The organism is Portibacter marinus (assembly GCF_021533195.1).
In the GTDB taxonomy this organism is placed as follows: Bacteria; Bacteroidota; Bacteroidia; order Chitinophagales; family Saprospiraceae; genus Portibacter; species Portibacter marinus.
In genome coordinates this window covers 624,853-646,610 of sequence record NZ_JAJNKB010000002.1, presented here as the reverse complement: position 1 = coordinate 646,610, position 21,758 = coordinate 624,853, and the positions used below count along the sequence as shown (strand labels likewise).

Genomic DNA, 21,758 nt, shown 5'->3' with positions numbered 1-21,758 from the left:
ACATATGATTTCGAGAATTTTGGTCATATTGGTTTCAGGGATTTTGCTTACCTCATGTGGTACTTCAAGGTCTGTAAAAGATCTAATGAATTCATACGAATATGGGATTAAGAAAGTCCACATAGAGCATGTCAACAGCTCATATAACAATTTGGTAGCCGATTACAATGAAAGTCTTAAATCAGAAAACCAAAAGTATTCTGAAAGATTGGCAAGAGATACCATGGTGCATATGCGAAAAGGACCATGCCTGGGACAATGCCCTGTATATAGTATTACCATCTATAACAATGGCAAAGTAAAATATGACGGCATTAATTTTACAGAACCGAAAGGTATATACGAAAGTGAACTTAATGAAGCGCAAATAGAGAAGGCAAGACAACTGATCAGTGAAGTGAATCTTGTAAAGATGTATAGCCGTTACCCTGGTTCCGTAGATATGATTAAGGATGTTGCAAGAACCAATTTGGTGATTTCTGATGGTGAAATCAAATTTTCAACGGTTATCAGCTACGGTGAGCCTGAATCACTTAAGAATGTTCAAGAATACTTAGAACAACTGGTCAAAGAACTAAGTTGGGTTCAAATATAAGAACACCATGGATAGACCCGTCGGAGTTATAGGTGCAGGAAGTTTTGGTAGTACAATTGCTTCCCTAATTTCAGAGAACAAAGACGTTTTGATCTATTCTAGAAATCAATCTGAAATAGACGCTATCAACGCTGGCGGTCCACATAAGGGAATTATGTTTTCAGAAAGAGTAAGTGCAACGGGTGATCTGAAAGAGCTTGCTGACAAGTGTAATCTGATTTTTCCGGTCATACCGGCAGCTTCATTCAGGACTGTAATCAAACAGATTGCACCTTATATCAGTCCTTTGCATTTAATCATACATGCAACAAAGGGACTAGACATTGTAGAATCTGAAAAGGATGGAACTGAGCAGTTAAATGGAAGTCCTATAAGAACAATGAGTCAGGTGATCACAGAAGAATGCAGCACACTGAGAGTAGGATGTATTTCCGGACCAAATTTGAGCAAAGAGATTAACATGTCCTACCCTACTGCCGCCGTAATTGCGAGTGAGTTTCAGGAAGTCATTGAACAAGGACAGATCGCGCTTGCAAGTGCAAGGTTTTTTGTTTTCGGCTCGCATCAGATCTTTGCAGCGGAATTAGCTGGTGCATTTAAAAACATCATTGCTATTGGCTCTGGTATCCTGGGAGGTCGTGAGTTGGGTAAAAACATGCAGGCGCTATTAATTACCCGGGGATTAAGAGAAATCATTCATGTGGGTATAGCTCTTGGAGCTGAAGGCAAAGCTTTTCTGGGAACTGCGGGGTTAGGCGATTTAATTGCGACAGCGACAAGTGAAAATTCCAGGAATTACAACTTCGGTAGAAGATTGGCAGCGGGAGACACTGTAGAAGAAATTGAAAAAACAGAAGAAGAAGTGGCTGAAGGGGTTCGGACACTGCAGATCATGAAATATATACTTAAGAAATACAAATTACATGCTCCAATATTGGAACTGATATATGAGATTGTTTTTGAACATCTGGACATCGATAAAGCCATCTCACATTTGATGCGTTACCCCTTCGCTCCGGATGTTGATTTTTTGTAGAAACTTTATTTTGATTAATTATATTTGTTAAATGAACATTGACTTAAACAAGATATTTGAAACGAATGGTGAGTTGGATAAAAAGTTCGTAGATGCACTACTCCGTGCCATTAAAAATAACGCCATTAAAGAGTTCGATTATCTAAAATTCATGCACTCGGTCAAATCGATGCAGGATCTAAATATGGATATTGACACCAGTTATAAGTCTGCATTCGCAACAGCACAGACCATTGGCCTGACAAAGGAAAAACTTTTAAAAACAGCCACTCATTATGTGAATGTGCTGAGAAAAGAAAGAGAGCATTTCGCTGATGCACTTAAAAATCAACGCAGTGAAAAAATATCAGGGAAATTAGAAGAGGCAGAGGTTTTACGAAATAAAATCAACGAGTACGAGGAGAAGATGAAACAGATGGAAAAGGAAATAGCCATCTATAAAAAGAAAATTCAAGGTACAGATGCTGCCATTGAAAAGGAAAAGCAAAAAATAGAGACGATCAAAAATAATTTCGTGACTTCATATGATCACTTTGAAGGAGTCTTGAAGAGCGACATTGATTCAATAAACAACTTATTATAATAATATGGCTACAACAAATCCATTTGAAAATGCAGGAAAGCCCAAATCATTCTGGAAGAAGCCGGAAGGAGTAACAGGAGCACTATTTTTAATTGCCGCTGTTGCAGGAATCGGCTTTATAGTAGCGACCAATCTTGCCGCTATACTTGCCTTTGTGCAAACCGTTTTAGGTTTGGTCGTGACTTTATTGGTTTTGGGTGCCATCATATACATGGCGCTGGATCCCAAAATGAGAGCGCTAGTAAGTTACATGTATAAAAGCATTATGCGTAAAATCACCGGTATCTTTGTTACCATCGATCCGATAGGTATTCTCAAAAACTACGTAGATGACCTTCAGGATAATCTTTCCAAAATGAGCAAGCAGATTGGGGCTTTAAGAGGACAGATGAGAAAAATAAAAACGCTGATGCAGGACAATTCTAAAGAAATTGATCAAAACATGGCGTTGGCTCGAAAAGCCAAGGAGGTTGGAAATCAACAGCAATTAACCTTGGCGGCCAGAAAGGCGGCAAGGCTAAAAGAGTCCAATCAAAAGTATGCAGCTTTACACTCCAAGATGACCATCTTACATCGGGTACTCACGAAAATGTATGCTAATTCCGAGATACTTTTAGAAGATACCAAAGATCAGGTCAAGATGAAGGAGCAAGAGAGAAAGGCCATCAGAGCTTCTCATGGAGCGATGAAATCGGCCATGAATATCATTGCCGGAAATAGCGATAAGAGAGCCATGTTTGATCAGGCGATGGAACATATCGCAGATGATGTTGCGAATAAAGTGGGTGAAATGGAAAGATTTATGGAAATGTCATCAAGTTTCATGGACTCTGTAGATCTACAAAATGGTGTTTTTGAAGAGCAAGGACTGAAAATGCTAGAAGAATATGAAAAACAAAGTTCATTATTACTAATGGGAGGAACAGAGACCTTGGATGACGATGTGTTGGATTTAGGTGTTCCAGAAGAGCAGTACCGGACGAATAGCACGAATTCAGATTATGAGGGCCTTTTCGACTAGCTTAAGATATTAACGAAATTTCAAACTGCTGTTCAATCAATTTGTTCAGCAGTTTTTTTATGTATAAGTTTCAAAAAAAATATGATGCGGAAGATTTAAGCCATTGATTTAAAATCCTCTGAGTGGAATAATTCTTAATATTGATTTAACATTAGAAAGAATACATTTGCGCTCGCTTTCTTTGAAATAAACTATGGTTAGCCTTGATCGATAGAGATTTAAGGAATTAGATGGATAAGAATAAGATGTTCATATGAGTTTCGGATTTTGGGATGTTATTCAAGTTTTAGGTGCTTTATGCTTTTTCATATATGGCATGAAGATGATGAGTGACGGCATTCAAAGAGCTGCCGGTTCCCAGTTGCGAAATATTTTAAGGACCATGACAAAGAACCGATTCTTTGGGGTCGGTACAGGATTTATTACTACGGCCTTGGTTCAATCCTCTTCTGCAACTACCGTAATGACCGTCTCATTCGTTAACGCAGGCCTACTTACACTGGTTGAATCTGCTGGTATCATGATGGGTGCCAATATTGGAACGACCATAACCGGTTGGATTGTATCTGTTCTGGGATTCAAAATCAACTTAAGTGCCTATTCTATACCACTATTTGCAGTCGGGGTTCCCATGCTATTTAGCAATCGATCAAAGTTTAAGTATTGGGGAGAATTCATTATCGGATTTGCTATCTTATTCCTTGGTTTAAATTATCTTAAAAGTGCCGTTCCGAATCTCAGAGGAAATCCGGAGGTATTGGATTTTCTGGCCAATTTCACCAATTGGGGTATTTTTTCGAGGATCTTTTTCGTGTTTATTGGAACACTGATTACCATCATCGTACAATCTTCTAGTGCAGCTATGGCGATCACACTGACGATGTGTGCACAAGGCTGGATTCCATTTGAGGTAGCTGCTGCTATGATTCTCGGAGAAAATATTGGAACGACCATCACTGCGGAAGTGGCTTCACTGGTCGGTAATACAAATGCCAAAAGATCAGCCAGAATTCATTCCATGTTTAACATAATTGGAGTTACATGGATGGTTATTTTGCTACCCTACTTCTTACCTATATTGTCTAATCTGGCGCAATCTTTTCTAGGTATCAGTGATCCATACTTAGACACAACAGATATGCCCATAGGATTATCTGCTTTCCATACCGCTTTTAATTTGATGAACGTTCTGATCATGATAGGCTTTGTCAATTTTCTTGTGAAAGCGGCCAGATGGAGCGTTCCAGACAAAGAAGGTGATGTAGATGAGTATCGTTTAAAATTTATTGGAGCTGGAATCAGGACACCGGAATTGGCTACAGTGGAGTTGCAAAAAGAGACTGCGCATTTTGGAGAAATTACTTCGCGAATGTCCATCTTTGCTAAAGAATTGATCAATACAACAGACGCCAAACTTCAAAAAAAGAAATATAAAAAGCTGAGCAAGTATGAAAAAATTACTGATAAGCTTGAAATAGAAATTACAGAATATATCACGAAACTCTCCAATCAGGAAATTACCCCTCGGACCAGTACAAAACTTCGTAGTATTTTGAACATCTGTAATGAATTAGAAAGTATTGGCGATTTATTTTATCAGATTTCAAAGACCATAGAGCAAAAAAATGAAAACCGAAACTACTTTTTACCAGAGCAGCGAAATGGGCTAAATGAAATGTTTGTCTTAATTGACAAGGCTTTTAAAGAAATGAATCGCAATCTCAATGAAAGTCACTACGACAAGGTGGATATTTCAAGAGCTGAGGCGATCGAAAAAGAGATCAACAGACATCGGAATAATCTGCGTAAGGAGAATCAGTCGATGTTGGGTAGTGAAGGTTATAGTGTCGAATCAGCCATGATTTATAACAATATCTTCAATTCTCTGGAAAAAATCGGGGACCATATTATAAGTGTCAATGAGGCCATAATAGGAGAAGTTTAAGTATTATTGCTCTATGAGTTCAATTGGCAAAAAGATTGGGTTGATTCTGGGACCATTGGCTTTTCTGATCATTTTACTTTTTGTTTCATCTGCTCAACTCAGCCAGCGTGCTGTTGCTGTGTTAGCTGGTACTGCCTGGATTGCCATCTGGTGGATCACTGAAGCTATTCCAATTGCCGCGACATCCCTTTTGCCTATTGTATTGTTTCCGTTGACAGGAGGATTAGACATTGGCGAAACCACTTCAAGCTATGGACACCGATATGTCTTTTTATATATAGGTGGCTTTATACTTGCTATTGCCATTGAAAAATGGGATTTGCATCGCAGGATAGCACTTACTGTGATTAATATCGTAGGGACTAATGTGAATCGCATTGTTTTGGGCTTTATGATAGCAACTGCATTCTTGTCAATGTGGATATCCAATACAGCGACCTCGATTATGATGCTTCCTATCGCATTGGCCATTGTATATCAATTAAGCGATAATCCAAAAACAGATGAAAATGAAAATCTAATTTTCGGGAAAATGTTGATGTTGGCCATTGCTTACAGTGCATCGATCGGTGGCATAGCTACTTTGATTGGCACTCCACCAAATCTCGTGCTCGCCGGGATACTGGATAGTTTATATAACGTGGAAATAACATTTACGCAATGGATCGTGCTTGGTCTGCCTACTTCGATGGTATTATTACTGATTTGCTGGAAATATCTGACCAATTTCGCTTTTAACATTAGACAGAAGGAATTTCCAGGTGGTCGGCAGGAGATAAAGCAACAGTTAGCATTACTTGGAAAGATTAGTTACGAAGAGAAATTAGTCTTAGTAGTATTTGCATTAACGGCATTTGCCTGGATATCCAGATCATTTTTGATCGAAAAATTACTTCCGGGAACCGATGATACCATCATTGCGATTGCGGCAGCGGTGGCACTCTTTATCATTCCGGCCTCAAAAGAAAAGGGCCGTCCTTTATTGACATGGGAGGAAGCGGTTAGAATACCTTGGGGCATATTATTGTTATTTGGTGGTGGCTTGGCTATTGCGACAGGATTCAAGGATACAGGTTTGGCGGAGTGGATAGGCAATCAACTCACTTTATTAGAAGGTGTGTCGAACATTGTATTACTGCTTATATTGATAGCGGCCATTAATTTTCTGACCGAAATCACTTCTAATCTCGCCACTACTGCTATGATGTTACCCATATTAGCGCCGTTGGCACTTGGACTCAATGTGCATCCCTATTTATTGATGATTGGAACGACTTTGGCTGCCTCGTGTGCATTTATGTTGCCTGTGGCAACACCTCCTAATGCCGTCGTCTTCGGATCAGGTTATTTAAAGATCATCGATATGGTTAAAGTGGGAATTGTGATGAATGTGATATCAATATTAATTATTACAGTCGTTATTTATTTTGCTTTACATCACCTATGGGGGTTTGATCCTTATGTTTTTCCGGAGCAATTTAAGATTTCGAGGTAAGTTAATGTCACCGGCTTTTAACTTTATTTTTCAAGCATGACAAAACTTCATTAGATAACTTGCGGCTCCACTGCTTTGGCACTTATAGAAAATCATTACAAAAGTTACAAAAACAACAATCATCTATTTTCACTCTATTTAAAAAAAGATATTTCATACTTTTAGACGTGATCAATTTTATCTGTCCTTTTAGGTCAGAATTCATCATTCAAGACAAAATAATGTCCAACCACTTTTTGCCCTCTACCTTTCATCTCATCATTTTCCTTTTCCTTGGAGTGGTTAGTTGTAGTGATAACACATCCACTAAAAATGTATATGAATCCGAAAAAAAAGCTACCCCTAATATCATATACATCCTGGCAGACGATTTGGGATACGGCGATTTAAGCTGTTATGGGCAAAAGAAATTCAGTACTCCAAATATCGATCGTCTAGCCAGAGAAGGCATGAAATTTACCTCTCACTACTCTGGAAGCACTGTTTGCGCCCCCTCCAGATCCACACTACTCACAGGTCAACACACCGGATTCACTTATATCAGGGGAAACAAAGAGGTTAGACCCGAGGGTCAACATCCGCTGCCCGACAGCATATTCACGATGGCTGAAATGTTCAAGGAAGCTGGTTACAAAACCGGAGCTTTTGGTAAGTGGGGCCTCGGTTTCCCAGGATCACCAGGAGATCCTAACAACCAAGGATTTGATACTTTTTACGGTTATAATTGCCAGCGACTGGGTCATCACTACTACCCTCGCCACCTTTGGTCCGATCAACAAATGGTAATGCTTGATGAAAACAGCGGCAAAGAAAAAGAAAGCTATGCTCCTGATTTAATCCATCAAAAGACTTTGCAATTCATCGAAGATAACAAAACAAATCCCTTCTTTCTTTATGTACCCAGCATCATACCACATGCAGAATTGATTGCACCTGATTCAATAATGGGGAAATATGTTGGTCAATTTGAGCCAGAAAAACCCTACAATGGCTATGATGAAGGTGAAAAGTACCGACAAGGACCTTATGAATCTCAATCTTACCCACATGCAGCTTTCGTTGCGATGATCGAGGTCCTGGATCGCCAGGTTGGAGAAATCGTAGAGAAAGTGAAAGCTCTTGGATTAGAAGAAAATACCTTGATCATTTTTACCTCAGACAATGGACCGCATGTAGAAGGTGGTGCTGATCCAGATTATTTTGATAGCAATGGACCTTTGAAAGGCTATAAACGGGATTTGTACGAGGGTGGAATCAGAGTACCGATGATTGTAAAGTGGAAAGGAAAAATTGAACCCAATACTCAAACTGATCACATTAGTGCATTTTGGGATGTATATCCTACCATGAATGATTTATTGGGTATGACACCAAAACATGAAATGAATGGTATCACATTTCTACCCACTATCTTGGGCAAAACTGAAGATCAAATTGAACATGAGTACTTATACTGGGAATTTCATGAGAAGGGAGGCCGAGCAGCTGCCAGGAAAGGCAAATGGAAGGCCGTGAGATATAATGTCTTCGAATCTCCGAATCGGAAACCTGAACTTTATAACCTGGAAACGGATATTGGTGAAACCAATAATCTAGCTGATGAATACCCGGAAATAACCAAAGAGATGATCTCAATAATAGACAATGCCAGAAAACCCAGCGAGGTGTTTACTTTTGAAAGTCTTTAAAACATTCAAATATCTTTACTCGCGCAACAGAAGGATGCAGTAAGCCATGAAGTGCTTAACCAATAAATCCATGAGAATTAAAGTGGTGGCCCATAAACTAGGATAGAATGATCAATATTACTTTACTCGAATTTTCAAAAAGCAAATGGGGTCAAGCCCGGCATCATTCCAAAAATTACATGATTGATTTCTGTCGTCAGGACTCGGTAGTGACACCAATTTGTTGACCAATTTCCTTCATAAACTCGAATGCACGATCATATTCGTTTGGAATCTCTCCTTCCAAGATCGCTTCTCTAATTGCAGTCTTAATTTCTCCCACTTGCCTCGAAGGCTTGATGTTAAAATAATTCATAATGACCTCTCCTGAAATTGGAGGTTCCCAATTTCGCAAATGATCTTTTTCTTCTACTTCTTTGAGCTTTTCTACCACCTTATCATAATTCTGTAGATAACGCTCTACCTTCTTTTCATTCTTTGAGGTTATATCAGCACGGCACAAAGTCATTAGATCGTCTATATCATCACCGGCATCAAACAACAATCGACGAACAGCAGAGTCAGAAATTTCTTTTTTGGTCAGAGCTATTGGACGGAGATGCAAGCGCACCAACTTTTGCACATACTTCATTTTGTGATCTAATGGCAGTCTCAATCTCTTGAAAATTTTTTCTACTAATCTGGTTCCCACCACTTCATGACCATGAAATGTCCATCCTTGTTGATCATTAAACCTTTTGGTCGCTGGTTTGGCAATATCATGTAAAATGGCAGCCCACCTCAACCAAAGATTGTCGGTATGTTCACTAATATTATCGAGCACTTCTAATGTATGATAAAAATTATCCTTGTGACCGATTCCATTCTTGATCTCTACCCCCTTTAAAGCTTGCATTTCCGGAAAGAAAAATGGAAGTAGTCCTGTTTCTTCTAACATCTTAAATCCTCTTGAAGGCTGCTCACAAAGGATGATCTTATTCAGTTCAGTTGAAATCCTTTCCTTGGAAATAATGGTAATTCTGGATTTGCATTCGCTGATCGCCCGGTATGTTTTGCTCGTAATTTCGAAGTCTAACTGAGTAGCAAACCTTATGGCTCTCAACATGCGAAGTGGATCATCACTAAAAGTTCTTCCAGGCTCAAGTGGTGTTCTAATGATTTTCCTTTCCAGATCAATTAATCCGTCAAAAGGGTCAATCAGACAACCAAAGTCATGATCGTTTAAACTGACTGCTAAAGCATTTATGGTAAAATCTCTTCGGTTCTGATCGTCTTCCAGACTACCGCTTTCAACTGCTGGCTTTCTGGAATCTGCCCGATATGACTCTTTTCTTGCCCCGACAAACTCAATCTCTAGATCCTGATGTTTAATCATCGCTGTACCGAATCTTTGATAGACTACTAACCTCGGAATAGGTCTTAATTTTTCGGAAAGTTTTTGAGCGAGCTTGATTCCACTTCCCACACAGACTATATCCATATCTTTAGAAGGTCGACCTAACAGTCTATCTCTTACGTAGCCTCCCACTACATAAGTTGGATAGTCCAATTCTCTGGCACAGTCACTAATGAGTTCAAAAATTTTTCGCTCATATTTCTTTATCCTGAAAATCATACTAGTATAGTATCTGAATATCTTTCTCTAATGGTTTCTAAGGTATCAAAAAGTTCATTTTGGTCATGAGAGGTCACCAGCACCGTACGATAAGGTTTGATGTGAGGATAACCTCGAAAGTAATTGGTATAGTGCCTTCTCATTTCCACTATTCCAAGGACATCTCCTTTCCATTCCAGTGATTTTTCCAGATGCTCCCTGGCAGCATCTACTCGCTCATCTATGGTCGGCGGCGCCAACTCTTCACCAGTCTCCAAAAAATGTTTGATCTCTCTGAATATCCACGGATAACCTATACTGGCACGGCCAATCATAATGCCATCTACACCATATTTATTTTTGTAAGCTTTGGCTTTAGGTCCCGAATCTATATCTCCATTTCCGAATATAGGGATATGAATTCTAGGATTCTCTTTAATTTTTCCAATCAGGGTCCAATCTGCTTCACCCTTATACATTTGCTTTCTGGTGCGTCCATGAATGGAAAGTGCTTTAATCCCTACATCCTGCAATCGTTCAGCTACTTCTTCGATGTGTTTGCTTTTATCGTCCCAGCCTAATCTGGTTTTAACCGTGACGGGAAGTTGGGTGCTTTTTACAATGTGATCTGTAAGCTTTACCATTCGATCAATATCCTGCAAGATGCCCGCTCCTGCCATTTTACACACCACTTTCTTCACCGGACAACCAAAATTAATATCCAAAACCTCTGGTTGAGCCTCTTCCACAATCTCAGCAGCTCTCGACATTGAATCCAACTCCGCTCCAAAGATCTGAATGCCGATTGGACGTTCGTAGTCATAAATATCCAGTTTTTGCACGCTTTTACTGGCGTCTCTGATTAAACCCTCAACAGAAATAAATTCTGTGTACATCATATCGCAACCCTGCTTTTTGCAGAGCGCTCTAAAAGGCGGATCACTCACATCTTCCATAGGTGCAAGTAACAATGGGAATGCTCCAAGATTTGTGTTACCTATTTTTACCAAAGCCATTCTATTTAAGGCGCAAAAATACTGCTATTTTTTTAAAACCATAATGTTGATTCCCAGGTTCCAATTCCAAAATCACTGTATTTTAAAATTGATTTTCCTGCATTGCATAATACTCTGCACAATTTCCTATATTCAGATTTTTATTTTACGAGCATAATTTCGGAAACCAAATATTACAAGCTTTATCATCTAAAATTATTAAAAGTTTTGATCGTAAAATTTTTAGATCGTACAACAAATTTTTAAGTTTCCGTAAAATTAACCAACTATGTTTCTAGCCATTGTACTTTGCTTTATACTCGGTTATATAACCATTGTCCTAGAGCACCCGTTAAGACTTGATAAAACTGTCCCTGCACTTATCATGGGCGCACTCTGCTGGGCATTTCTTGCAGTAGGATTTCACAATGGCATACTAACAGTTATTGATACACATGATAGCTTATGGACCCTGGCGAATATTACCGATCACACAAGTGAAATGTATTATGAGAACGAGGAGGGTTTCGTCAATGGACTCTTGCACCATCTGGGTAAAACTGCTGAAATCCTGGTCTTTTTGATCGGTGCAATGACTATCGTTGAGATTATCGACCTGCACAGAGGATTTGATATTCTAAAAAGTTGGGTAAGAACAAAAAATAAAAGGAAATTGTTATGGATCATTGGTGTGCTTGCATTCATATTGTCTGCCATCATTGACAACTTGACTGCTACCATTGTTCTGGTCACCTTACTGCGAAAGCTTTTTTATGAAAGAGAAACACGCATCTGGTATGCATCTATGGTTGTCATTGCTGCTAACGCCGGAGGGGCCTGGTCACCTATAGGTGATGTCACTACCACGATGTTGTGGATTGGTAAAAAGGTCAGTACCATGGGGTTGATTGAATGGTTGGTGATACCTTCCATCGTTTGCTTTGTGATTCCCTTTTTAATAGCTAGTTTTATGAAGCCATTTCAGGGCACTATCGAAGTCCCTGACGATCATGAGCCACCGAACCGTCTATTGAGTAGTAAAACCATGCTTTTCTTAGGTCTGGGATCAATTGTGTTCGTTCCATTTTTCAAAACTTTCACTCATTTGCCTCCTTATATCGGAATGATGCTCAGTATGGGAGTCGTTTGGCTTGTATCGGAATACATCCATCCTGAAGAAGACTTTGATGAAGAAAGAAAGCATTTATATTCTGCACACAAGGCTCTTTCCAGAATCGAAATGTCAAGTATTCTGTTTTTCCTCGGAATATTAATGGCGGTAGGTGCTTTAGAAACCCTTGCTCTGGACGGTGTGGGTACTTTGCGATGGTTAGCAGAAAGGTTAGAAAACGCCATTCCTAATCAAGATATAGTAATTATGTTATTGGGAGTAGGATCTGCAATCATTGATAACGTGCCATTAGTTGCAGCTTCGATGGGAATGTATGATCAACCAATGGATTCTAAACTATGGCATTTTATTGCGTATGCTGCAGGAACAGGTGGATCGATGTTAATCATTGGATCAGCAGCTGGCGTTGCAGCCATGGGCATGGAAAAAATCGACTTTATTTGGTATGTCAAGAAAATTGCCTGGTTGGCAGCTGTCGGATTTTTGGCCGGCGCAATCGTATTTTTAGCATTATACAGCCTTTTAGGAGCTTGATATTAAACTTTTAAAATTCTTATTTATGAAAGCCACTATTGCAATTGCTTTTAGCATTTTGATGCTCCTTTTTTTGGATATCAATGTCGTAAAAGCACAGGATTCGGATTCTGAGATTCTTGAATCCCTAAATTACAGACTGATCGGACCTTTTAGAGGAGGCAGATCTTGCGCCGTTACTGGCGTGCCGGGCAAAGACAATTTATTTTATTTTGGAAGTACCGGCGGTGGTATCTGGAAAACTGAAGATGGAGGGAGATCCTGGGAAAACATCTCGGATGGATTTTTCGGCGGCAGCATTGGTGCCATTGCGGTAGCTCCTTCTGATGACAATGTCATATATGCAGGTGGTGGAGAAAAAACCGTTCGTGGCAATGTTTCATATGGATATGGAGTTTGGAAATCCGTGAATGCTGGAGAAACCTGGGAGCAAATGGGCCTTGAAAAATCACGACACATTTCCAGAATACGAATTCATCCAGACAATCCCGATATTGTCTATGCAGCAGTGATGGGAGATCTGTATAAGGATACAGAGGATAGAGGAGTTTACAAGAGTACTGATGGTGGTCAGACCTGGACTAAAAAGCTTTTTGCTAATGCTTCGGCAGGTGCGGTGGATTTAGTGATAGATCCTCATAATCCAAGGGTGATGTACGCATCGACCTGGAAAATCAGAAGAACTCCCTACTCATTGTCCAGTGGCGGTGAAGGTTCCTCCTTATGGAAAAGTACAGATAGTGGTGAAACCTGGGAAGATATTTCAGATGCTGAAGGATTACCTGATGGAGACTGGGGTATTTCAGGTGTAACCGTTTCTCCGGCTCAACGCAATAGAGTATATGCCATTATAGAAAACAATGAAGGAGGTGTTTTTAGATCTGATGATGGAGGTGAAACCTGGACAAAGACCAACGACGATAGAAGTCTAAGGCAACGCGCTTGGTATTACACCCGAATTTACGCTGATACCGAAGATGAAGATGCTGTTTATGTGGTCAATGTTTCCTACCATAAATCGAAAGATGGTGGCAGATCCTTTCAGTCATACAGGGCACCACATGGTGATCATCATGATCTTTGGATAGATCCCGACAACAACCAAAGAATGATTATAGGAGATGATGGTGGCGCTCAAGTAAGCTTTGATGGTGGAGAGACCTGGTCTACCTATCACAATCAACCTACAGCTCAATTTTACAGAGTGACAACTGATAACCACTTCCCGTATCGAATTTATGCAGCACAGCAAGACAACAGCACAGTCAGGATTGCACATCGAACAGATGGCAGAAGCATTGAAGAATCAGATTGGGAGTCTACAGCAGGTGGTGAATCGGCGCACATCGCTGTGGATCCTGAAAACAATGAAATTGTATACGGAGGTTCTTATGGTGGTTTTCTGACGAGAGTCAATCATGAAACGGGTTCTGTAAGGGGCATCAACGTATGGCCTGACAACCCTATGGGTTACGGTGCCGAAGGCATGAAATATAGATTTCAATGGAACTTCCCCATATTCTTTTCGAAGCATGATCCAAATAAGCTGTATACGGCATCAAACCATTTGCATGTTTCCACGAATGAAGGTCAGTCCTGGTCATTGGTTAGTCCTGACTTGACCAGAAATGATCCGGAAAAGCTTAAATCTTCAGGAGGACCCATCACTCAGGATAATACTGGTGTTGAATACTATTGTACCATCTTTGCAGCAGATGAGTCTCCTCTAAAAGAAGGCGTTTTATGGGTCGGATCAGATGATGGTTTGGTTCATTTGACCACTGATGGCGGTGAAAACTGGAAAAATGTTACCCCTTCAAACATGCCGGAATGGGCTATGGTCAATAGCATTGAACCTGACCCTTTTAACGTGGAAGGATGCTACATTGCTGCTACGCTCTATAAAGAAGGTGATTACAAACCATATTTATTTAAAACTGAAAATAATGGCCAATCCTGGAAAAAGATTACGAATGGAATCGATGAAGAACATTTTACAAGAGTTTTAAGAGCGGATCCTTTCCAAAAAGGATTATTATATGCTGGAACTGAAAGTGGCATGTACATTTCGTTCGATGATGGTGCAAATTGGTATCCATTTCAACAAAATCTTCCAATCGTACCTATTACTGATCTACAGGTTAAACAAAATAATCTCATTGTGGCTACTCAGGGAAGAAGTTTATGGATCATTGATGATTTGACTCCTGTTTACGATTTAATGGCTTTAGAATCTGATGAGAGTCTTAAGCTTTTCGCTCCTAAAGATGTTATTAGAATGGGTGGTGGATATTCAGAAAGAGTAGAAGGTGCAGGTATCAATCACCCCGATGGGGCCATAGTCTATTATTATATGAAAGAGTATGATGAGAAAGACACCGTTAGCTTATCTTTTATGGACGAAAGCGGAAAAGAAATCATTGCCTATTCCAATCATGATAAAGAGAATAAGTTAGAGGTCGAGGAAGGTTCTAATAGATTCATTTGGAACTTGAAATACCCACCTGCTGAGAGGTTTAAAGGAATGATTTTATGGGCAGCGAGTCTAAGTGGTGCTACAGCTGTTCCGGGAGACTATACTGTCGAACTTAGATATAATGATCAAACTTTGTCTTCACCTTTCAAGATTGTTCCTGATCCAAGAATGGAAAGTACAGAAGCGGATCTGCAAGCACAATTTGAATTCATTCAAGGGATTAATGAGAAAGTAAGTGAAGCACATCAAGCCATCAAAGACATGAGGGCTTTAAAAGAAAAATTGGCACCGTTTAAAGATAGTACTGCTATAGATCAGGAAGTAGTCCGTATGGCCATTGATATTGATACCAGCTTAACCAATATTGAAAAAGAGCTATATCAGACTAAAAACAGATCAGGTCAGGATCCTTTGAATTATCCTATTCGCTTAACCAATAAACTGGCAGCTGTAGCTTCAGGAGCATCCTATGGTGACTTTAGACCTACAGATCAGGCCATTGCTGTTCGAGATGAACTGACACAGAAAATTAATGAGCAACTGGACATGTTCTATGAAATTAGAGATGAAAAGTTACCGCAGATGAATGAGATGATTAGGAGTAAGGAGGTTGATGTTATTTCCGTACCCGCTAAAAAGGACTAAATGATGTAAGCATTTGTATAAGTTGGAATTAAATATTTATATTTAACGGCATATAACAATATTATCGAACCAAAAGTAATTTTAATGAGCAAATTTGATGAGAAAGTTGATAAGTATAAGGCCAAAATGAAAGATTTGGGAATCAGTGCAAGTGATGACCTTTTGAGAGCCTGTACGAAAGCTTGCGGACCAAGTATCTATAATGACGATGCGGAAACGGTTTCTTCTTCTGACAAAGATGAATTAAACAGAGTTAAGAAGAATTTCTTAATGGGCAAATTGGGCATGAAAGAAAGTGACGATTTAGATGGTATGATTAATCATGCCATAGAAGCCATGGGTAAGAGTAATAAAAATAAGTATAGAGCCATTTTTTATACGGTTCTTGCTAAAAAAGCAGGAAAATCACCTGCTTAAGAATTTGATTCAATAAGAATCTAATTAGAGAACATTAGAGAAAGGCTGTAACACCTCGTTGCAGTCTTTTTTCGTTAAGAGAGATGACTATTTCTCTTCTAAAATTACATGCGCTTTTTGTTGCTCATCAGGTGTATTTACATTCATCATGAACTGCTGATTCTCAACTTTAATAAGTTCTACATCGGAATTAATCAAAATCTTTCTTGGACATGAATATCCTAAACTTAAGAATTGAAGCATTCGCAGATACATCTTGGGTTCCCAAATACTGATCAATGGTTCAGGGAATTGAGTTTCTGCGTTTAAAAAAGTAGTAGCCTGTTTAAAAGGATTCCTGCAACTTATCAGATTTTCTAAGTGCTTCTCTTCTAATAGTGGTAAGTCACATGGAACTACCAACCATGCCGCATTCGGATCTCGCATAAATGCTGAAACAATTGCACCGAATGGACCCAAACCATTCACTTTATCCAATATGACCCGCAAATCGGGAAATTTTTTGGCTTGATCATTTCTGCATGATAAATGTGTCTCAAGACCCAGACCTTCCAGCATTTCATACATATGCCTGGCTTGCCCTCGGCCATGGTATTCTATTTCAGCCTTATCCTCCCCCATCCTGGTGCTTTTTCCGCCGGCCAGGACAAGTGCCTTTAGGCTAGGAATAGAGACTTCAGCTCTAATGAGCCTCCAAATGGTTTCTATATCACTAATGGAAATGAGAGGTATGTCCTCTTCCATCACTCCATCTATAAGAAAATCATATGGTGTTTTTACCTCAGAGGTATATAAAAAAGCCCTTACATCGGTGAGTCGATCTAGTTTCCGACTTAAAGATTCCTTTTTTCTGTCATCTAATATGACTATTTGCTTATTGGCTTTGAAGTGATTACCATTGATCAAAACAATATCATAATCATTGGCTGCCAGCGCATTCTGATACTTATTCCAGGAAATAGAGTGAGAAAATTCCTGGGCATCTCCTTTCTTGGTAGCGATTGCTAAATGGCTTGCTTGTTCTTCATGGTCGTGTGATTCATCTATATAGAGTATATTTTCTGTCGTAAGGCTGGATAGATTTTCAACTAATTTCCTGATTTCTCCACATGGCGCACCCATAATCGCCCATTCATTTTTGGCAAAAAAACCCAGCTTAGGCTTAGCCAAGTTGGCATGCTTCTGATGAGCATCTTTTTTATTCTGTAATGTCATAATCTCTTTTTCCACCGGATTTATGGATTAGTTTGACGTCCTTAATTTCAATCTTATGTGACATGGCTTTACACATATCATATATCGTTAAAGCAGCGATACTTGCTCCAGTTAATGCTTCCATTTCCACTCCAGTTTTACCCGAAGTTTTAACCAGACACTCTATTTCAGCTTCACTAGCATTAATCAACCTTATATCTATGTCAATCTTACTCAAAGATAATGGATGGCAAAGTGGTATCAAATCAGCCGTCTTCTTAGCAGCCATAATTCCGGCCAAAGTTGCTACTTGAAAAACAGGCCCCTTCTTGGTCTGGAGATTGGTTCGTTTGATTTCCTGCACAATCTCTTCGCCTAATTGAATAGTGGCTCTCGCAATTGCTTTACGCTCTGTTACCTCTTTATTTCCCACATCAACCATTGTAGCTTCACCTTCAGGTCCTACATGCGTCAAGCTCTTATCAGACATACGATTTTGTTTACTCTTACAAATTTACAGTTTAATTCTTCCAACCTAATGAATATTTCCTCGCTAGATCATATTCTTAAGATCTGCTCGTCTATAAAATGACGAGTTCAGTATACTAAATATTCATTAAAATAAATTGTAGAATCTAAAAAAACTACCTTTATCCAAACTTTTACTTCATAATGAGATTTTTGCTTTTTTTAACCTTGACCATTGCTTATACCCTTTCATTTGCACAGGAAGAATTTGATTTTGTGGGTAACAAAAAGTCATTTTCGATCCAGCCGACTTCAGAGAGGATTATTATAGATGGAGAGCTCAGTGAAGAGACTTGGTCTATTACCCCTAAACAAGGTGATTTTTATCAGCAATCTCCACTTGACGGAATACCTGCTGATAAAGTGACGGAAGTGCAAGTGACTTACGATAACGACTTTCTATACATCGCCGCTACTTTATATGATGAGGGTGATTACGTCATCAATACTTTGAAAAGAGATCAATTTGGATCAGGAGATCAATTTGCCGTTGTGATCGATCCTCAAAATCAAAAATCGAATGGTTTCGCATTTGGTGTGAATGTTGCCGGAGCGCCATCGGAAGCGCTGATGGCTGCAAATAATGTAGATGAAGGCTGGGATAATAAATGGAAGGTTGCTACAAGCAACTATGTGGATCGATGGACCGTAGAAATGGCCATTCCTTTTAAGACCCTCAGATTTAAGGCAGAAAACAATACCTGGGGCATCAATTTTTACAGAGATGAACCCAGCTTGAATCAACAGCATGTTTGGTCCCCTGTCCCGCGGCAGTTTGACGGTATAGATATTGGTTATTTTGGTGAGATGGTGTACGAGACACCGCCGAAAAAGCAAGGAAAAAATATCGCAGTCATTCCTTATGTCAGCGCTCGTACGGATAAAAATGCTTCAGGTGAAGCGGCGATTAATTCTAAAATAACGGCAGGTGCAGATGCTAAAATCGCTTTGACTTCAAGTCTCAATCTGGATTTGACTGTGAACCCGGATTTTTCTCAAGTGGATGTGGACCGGCAAGTGACCAATTTAACCCGCTTTAACATATTTTTTCCGGAAAGGAGACAATTTTTCCTGGAAAATGCAGACATATTTAATGGCTATGGACAATTTGCCAACAGTCCATTTTATTCGAGAAGGATCGGTTTAGATCAGCAAGGCAATACAGTTCCTATACTGTATGGAGGTAGATTAACTGGAAATATCAATAAAAAGCTGAGAATAGGTGCATTTTCCATGCAGACAGCAAAAAATGAAATAACTTCTTCTCAAAACTATTCCGCCTTCAGTGGCCAGCACGCATTAGGAGCCAGGTCGAATATCAAAGGATTTTTTCTTAGTAGGCAAGCCTATGATGGAACAGAATCGATCAATGGAGATTATGGAAGAAATGCTGGAGGCGAATTGAATCTGAGTACCAAAGACGGTGTTTGGCAAGGTCAATTGGGCTATGTTCATTCCTTCAAAGATGGCTTTAATGATAAGAATAAGCATATATACGGCAGAATAAACTACAGCGGACAGAATTTTAGAACCTTCCTGTTTATTCAAAATCTTGGCGAGAATTATTACGCAGATATGGGTTTCAATGCCAGATTGATCAATTTTAATCCCATCACTGGTACCATAGAGCGAATTGGTTACACGCAGATTGGCAATATGCTGGACTACTATTACTACCCTGAGAATTCAACGGTTAATTTCCATTGGTCAGGTTTGGAAAACTTTATCATCATCAATGATCAAACTGGCTTAAATGAATGGTACACCAGATTGAGGCATTTTATATTCTTCAAAAATACAAGTCAAATCCGATTTCGACTCAACAATAACTATGTAGACCTTATTTTCCCATTTGCATTGACTGAAACACCTTTACCTGTCGATGCATATAATATGACTGAATTCAATATTCAATATTTAAGTGATCAGAGAAAGCTGTTTAATTTTGAAATTTTCTCTGTTTATGGGCAATTTTATAACGGTACAAAATTTACAAACATCCTGGATTTTAACTATCGAATTCAGCCTTGGGCAAGATTTTCACTGGGATTAGAACAAAATAATATCCGGTTGCCGCAACCTTATGGTAACCTGGATCTGACCTTAGTCAGAATGAGTGCAGAAATTAATTTTTCGACCAGTCTGTTCTGGACTACTTTTGTACAGTACAATACACAATCCAGTAATTTCAACATTAATTCAAGAGTTCAATGGAGGTACTCTCCAATGTCAGATCTTTTCGTTGTTTATTCAGACGATTATATCGTGGAGGGGATATTGGGACCAAAAAGCAGAAGCATAGTTTTAAAGGTCAACTACTGGCTGGGACTTTGACCCTCTGATGATTCCTTTAGCCATGCCGGGAAAGACCAGACTGTGTAAGGGGAGCACAGAATACCAATATATTCTTCCAAGTAATCCTTTAGGCCTGAATGTCGCTTTCTGCTGCAGATAGTAGGTATCAGCATTCTTTTTGTCAACACAAAACTCTAGCCAGGCATCTCCTGGTAGTCTCATTTCAGCATACAACAACAAACGACCTTTTTCCTGATCCGCTACTAAAACCCTCCAGAAATCCAAGGGATCGCCGGCTACCAAATCGACAGAACTTCTTCTTCCTCTCCTTAAACCCACGCCCCCAACCAATTTATCTAAAAAACCTCTGATCTTCCATAGAAAATCACCGTAATACCAGCCATTTCTTCCACCTATCGACCACAAATTCATCATTACTTCATCAAGCCGGGAGGCATCAAATGGAAATTTCCTTTCATCCATCAAGACCGCTTCAGTAGGGACTTCTATATAGTCCATCAGGTCAGAATCGACTTTGCCACTGCTTAAGGCGTCTTTCCAACTTGAAACCACGGAATTTTGTTTAATCTTACCCAACGCAAGTTTGATAGATTTCTCATAGCCGATGTTCTCGACTGACACCATTTCATGAAGATCGTTTGGCGAAGCAACTACTTCATTTTTCATACTGCTGACCAGGCTTTTCGCAAGGGTGTAAGAAGTGGAAGTCACGAAATACAGCCAATAAGATGAAATTTTCGGCGAAAAGACCGGAACTGAAATAATCCATCGTTTCAGATCTCTCACCTTGGCGTAGCCTAAAAGCATGTCTTTATAAGAAAGAACATCAGGACCACCAATATCAAATGATTGATCAAAAGTAGCTTCTTTATTGATGACACCGGTCAAGTAACTTAGCACATCTCTTATACTGATGGGTTGACACAAAGTTTTCAACCATTTCGGAGCGATCATTACAGGCAATTTTTCAGAAAGGTCCCTGATAATTTCAAAACTGGCTGAGCCGCTTCCGATAATGATGGCAGCTCTCAAAACAGTTACCGGAACCTCTGAGGAACGGAGAATCTTCTCAGTCTGAAGTCTGGACATCAAGTGAGTGGAAAGTTCATCATCATTGACAATTCCGCTCAGATAAATACACTGTCGACAGTTTGTACTATTAAGATAAGACTTAAAGTTCTCTGCCATTTCCCTTTCCATTTTATCAAACTTGCTTGAGGAAGTAGACATGGAGTGTATCAGGTAGTAAGCTATATCAATATCTTTCGGCAAAGCGAACATGGTATCAGGTTCCAGAAAGTCGCATTCCACGAAACTGATCTTTCCTGATTTGGCTTCACTGGAATTCAGAGTTATTCGTTCTCTGTCTCTTAAAGCACAAACAATCTCATGATCTTGCTCAATAAGTAGCGGGATAAGTCGACGTCCTATATATCCAGTTGCGCCGGTAAGTAAAACTTTCATCTCTTCTTAAACAGCAACAAGCTTTATAAGTTCTACCACACATTGCTCAGTTTTATTTTAAATGTTATTTCACAGATATTTTGTAATTTCAAGAACTATT

Annotated in this window: 16 protein-coding genes; 11 read left to right on the top strand and 5 right to left on the bottom strand. The window is 39.4% G+C overall.

Annotated elements, in window-relative coordinates; translation table 11 throughout:
- Nucleotides 1–4: 4 nt before the first annotated feature.
- The 7 genes from L2567_RS06850 (at nucleotide 5) to L2567_RS06820 (ending at nucleotide 8,363) form a co-directional block, all read left to right on the top strand.
- Nucleotides 5–595, top strand: a complete 591-nt coding sequence (locus tag L2567_RS06850; RefSeq protein ID WP_235297006.1) for a DUF6438 domain-containing protein — start codon at nucleotides 5–7, stop codon at nucleotides 593–595.
- A 7-nt stretch (nucleotides 596–602) separates the two neighbouring features.
- Nucleotides 603–1,631 carry an NAD(P)H-dependent glycerol-3-phosphate dehydrogenase gene (locus tag L2567_RS06845; RefSeq protein ID WP_235297005.1) on the top strand — a complete coding sequence of 343 codons (1,029 nt, stop codon included), beginning with the start codon at nucleotides 603–605 and terminating at the stop codon, nucleotides 1,629–1,631.
- 31 nt (nucleotides 1,632–1,662) lie between these two features.
- Nucleotides 1,663–2,214, top strand: coding sequence for a hypothetical protein (locus L2567_RS06840; protein WP_235297004.1), 552 nt, complete (start codon nucleotides 1,663–1,665; stop codon nucleotides 2,212–2,214).
- A gap of 4 nt (nucleotides 2,215–2,218) precedes the next feature.
- The gene (locus tag L2567_RS06835) at nucleotides 2,219–3,235 is read left to right on the top strand and encodes a hypothetical protein (protein ID WP_235297003.1); all 1,017 of its coding nucleotides are present in this window, start codon (nucleotides 2,219–2,221) and stop codon (nucleotides 3,233–3,235) included.
- A gap of 253 nt (nucleotides 3,236–3,488) precedes the next feature.
- Nucleotides 3,489–5,180, top strand: coding sequence for a Na/Pi cotransporter family protein (locus L2567_RS06830; protein WP_235297002.1), 1,692 nt, complete (start codon nucleotides 3,489–3,491; stop codon nucleotides 5,178–5,180).
- Nucleotides 5,181–5,193: 13 nt separating this feature from the next.
- Entirely contained in the window at nucleotides 5,194–6,675 is a 1,482-nt protein-coding gene (locus L2567_RS06825) for an SLC13 family permease (protein ID WP_235297001.1), read from the top strand.
- A gap of 221 nt (nucleotides 6,676–6,896) precedes the next feature.
- Nucleotides 6,897–8,363, top strand: coding sequence for an arylsulfatase (locus L2567_RS06820; protein WP_235297000.1), 1,467 nt, complete (start codon nucleotides 6,897–6,899; stop codon nucleotides 8,361–8,363).
- A gap of 196 nt (nucleotides 8,364–8,559) precedes the next feature.
- On the opposite strand, the gene L2567_RS06815 is transcribed toward L2567_RS06820, so the two are convergent.
- Nucleotides 8,560–9,978, bottom strand: coding sequence for a CCA tRNA nucleotidyltransferase (locus L2567_RS06815; RefSeq protein WP_235296999.1), 1,419 nt, complete (start codon nucleotides 9,976–9,978; stop codon nucleotides 8,560–8,562).
- Entirely contained in the window at nucleotides 9,975–10,967 is a 993-nt protein-coding gene (gene dusB, locus L2567_RS06810; protein WP_406626663.1) for a tRNA dihydrouridine synthase DusB, read from the bottom strand. The genes L2567_RS06815 and dusB overlap by 4 nt, the downstream gene beginning before the upstream one ends.
- Before the next feature lie 274 nt (nucleotides 10,968–11,241).
- Between dusB and nhaD the strand changes: the two genes are divergently transcribed.
- The 3 genes from nhaD (at nucleotide 11,242) to L2567_RS06795 (ending at nucleotide 16,156) form a co-directional block, all read left to right on the top strand.
- Nucleotides 11,242–12,618 carry a sodium:proton antiporter NhaD gene (gene nhaD, locus L2567_RS06805; RefSeq protein WP_235296997.1) on the top strand — a complete coding sequence of 459 codons (1,377 nt, stop codon included), beginning with the start codon at nucleotides 11,242–11,244 and terminating at the stop codon, nucleotides 12,616–12,618.
- Between the two features lie 25 nt (nucleotides 12,619–12,643).
- On the top strand, nucleotides 12,644–15,739 hold the full coding sequence (locus tag L2567_RS06800; RefSeq protein ID WP_235296996.1) for a WD40/YVTN/BNR-like repeat-containing protein: 3,096 nt from the start codon (nucleotides 12,644–12,646) through the stop codon (nucleotides 15,737–15,739).
- Between the two features lie 84 nt (nucleotides 15,740–15,823).
- Nucleotides 15,824–16,156, top strand: a complete 333-nt coding sequence (locus tag L2567_RS06795; RefSeq protein ID WP_235296995.1) for a DUF2853 family protein — start codon at nucleotides 15,824–15,826, stop codon at nucleotides 16,154–16,156.
- Between the two features lie 87 nt (nucleotides 16,157–16,243).
- On the opposite strand, the gene L2567_RS06790 is transcribed toward L2567_RS06795, so the two are convergent.
- Together L2567_RS06790 and moaC are read right to left on the bottom strand one after the other, a co-directional pair.
- On the bottom strand, nucleotides 16,244–17,371 hold the full coding sequence (locus tag L2567_RS06790; RefSeq protein WP_235296994.1) for an NTP transferase domain-containing protein: 1,128 nt from the start codon (nucleotides 17,369–17,371) through the stop codon (nucleotides 16,244–16,246).
- Nucleotides 17,355–17,840, bottom strand: coding sequence for a cyclic pyranopterin monophosphate synthase MoaC (gene moaC / locus L2567_RS06785; RefSeq protein ID WP_235296993.1), 486 nt, complete (start codon nucleotides 17,838–17,840; stop codon nucleotides 17,355–17,357). Before moaC ends, L2567_RS06790 begins: the two co-directional genes overlap by 17 nt.
- A gap of 182 nt (nucleotides 17,841–18,022) precedes the next feature.
- Between moaC and L2567_RS06780 the strand changes: the two genes are divergently transcribed.
- On the top strand, nucleotides 18,023–20,212 hold the full coding sequence (locus L2567_RS06780; RefSeq protein WP_235296992.1) for a carbohydrate binding family 9 domain-containing protein: 2,190 nt from the start codon (nucleotides 18,023–18,025) through the stop codon (nucleotides 20,210–20,212).
- Here L2567_RS06780 and L2567_RS06775 read toward each other — a convergent pair.
- The gene (locus L2567_RS06775) at nucleotides 20,183–21,658 is read right to left on the bottom strand and encodes an SDR family oxidoreductase (RefSeq protein ID WP_235296991.1); all 1,476 of its coding nucleotides are present in this window, start codon (nucleotides 21,656–21,658) and stop codon (nucleotides 20,183–20,185) included. The two genes, L2567_RS06780 and L2567_RS06775, sit on opposite strands and share 30 nt — an antisense overlap.
- Nucleotides 21,659–21,758: the final 100 nt, after the last annotated feature.

Excerpts from the sequence above, each read along its gene's own strand:
- L2567_RS06850 (WP_235297006.1), top strand. The coding sequence starts at position 5 with ATGATTTCGAGAATTTTGGTCATATTGGTTTCAGGGATTTTGCTTACC.
- L2567_RS06845 (WP_235297005.1), top strand. The coding sequence starts at position 603 with ATGGATAGACCCGTCGGAGTTATAGGTGCAGGAAGTTTTGGTAGTACA.
- L2567_RS06840 (WP_235297004.1), top strand. The coding sequence starts at position 1,663 with ATGAACATTGACTTAAACAAGATATTTGAAACGAATGGTGAGTTGGAT.
- L2567_RS06835 (WP_235297003.1), top strand. The coding sequence starts at position 2,219 with ATGGCTACAACAAATCCATTTGAAAATGCAGGAAAGCCCAAATCATTC.
- L2567_RS06830 (WP_235297002.1), top strand. The coding sequence starts at position 3,489 with ATGAGTTTCGGATTTTGGGATGTTATTCAAGTTTTAGGTGCTTTATGC.
- L2567_RS06825 (WP_235297001.1), top strand. The coding sequence starts at position 5,194 with ATGAGTTCAATTGGCAAAAAGATTGGGTTGATTCTGGGACCATTGGCT.
- L2567_RS06820 (WP_235297000.1), top strand. The coding sequence starts at position 6,897 with ATGTCCAACCACTTTTTGCCCTCTACCTTTCATCTCATCATTTTCCTT.
- L2567_RS06815 (WP_235296999.1), bottom strand. The coding sequence starts at position 9,978 with ATGATTTTCAGGATAAAGAAATATGAGCGAAAAATTTTTGAACTCATT.
- nhaD (WP_235296997.1), top strand. The coding sequence starts at position 11,242 with ATGTTTCTAGCCATTGTACTTTGCTTTATACTCGGTTATATAACCATT.
- L2567_RS06800 (WP_235296996.1), top strand. The coding sequence starts at position 12,644 with ATGAAAGCCACTATTGCAATTGCTTTTAGCATTTTGATGCTCCTTTTT.
- L2567_RS06795 (WP_235296995.1), top strand. The coding sequence starts at position 15,824 with ATGAGCAAATTTGATGAGAAAGTTGATAAGTATAAGGCCAAAATGAAA.
- L2567_RS06790 (WP_235296994.1), bottom strand. The coding sequence starts at position 17,371 with ATGACATTACAGAATAAAAAAGATGCTCATCAGAAGCATGCCAACTTG.
- moaC (WP_235296993.1), bottom strand. The coding sequence starts at position 17,840 with ATGTCTGATAAGAGCTTGACGCATGTAGGACCTGAAGGTGAAGCTACA.
- L2567_RS06780 (WP_235296992.1), top strand. The coding sequence starts at position 18,023 with ATGAGATTTTTGCTTTTTTTAACCTTGACCATTGCTTATACCCTTTCA.
- L2567_RS06775 (WP_235296991.1), bottom strand. The coding sequence starts at position 21,658 with ATGAAAGTTTTACTTACCGGCGCAACTGGATATATAGGACGTCGACTT.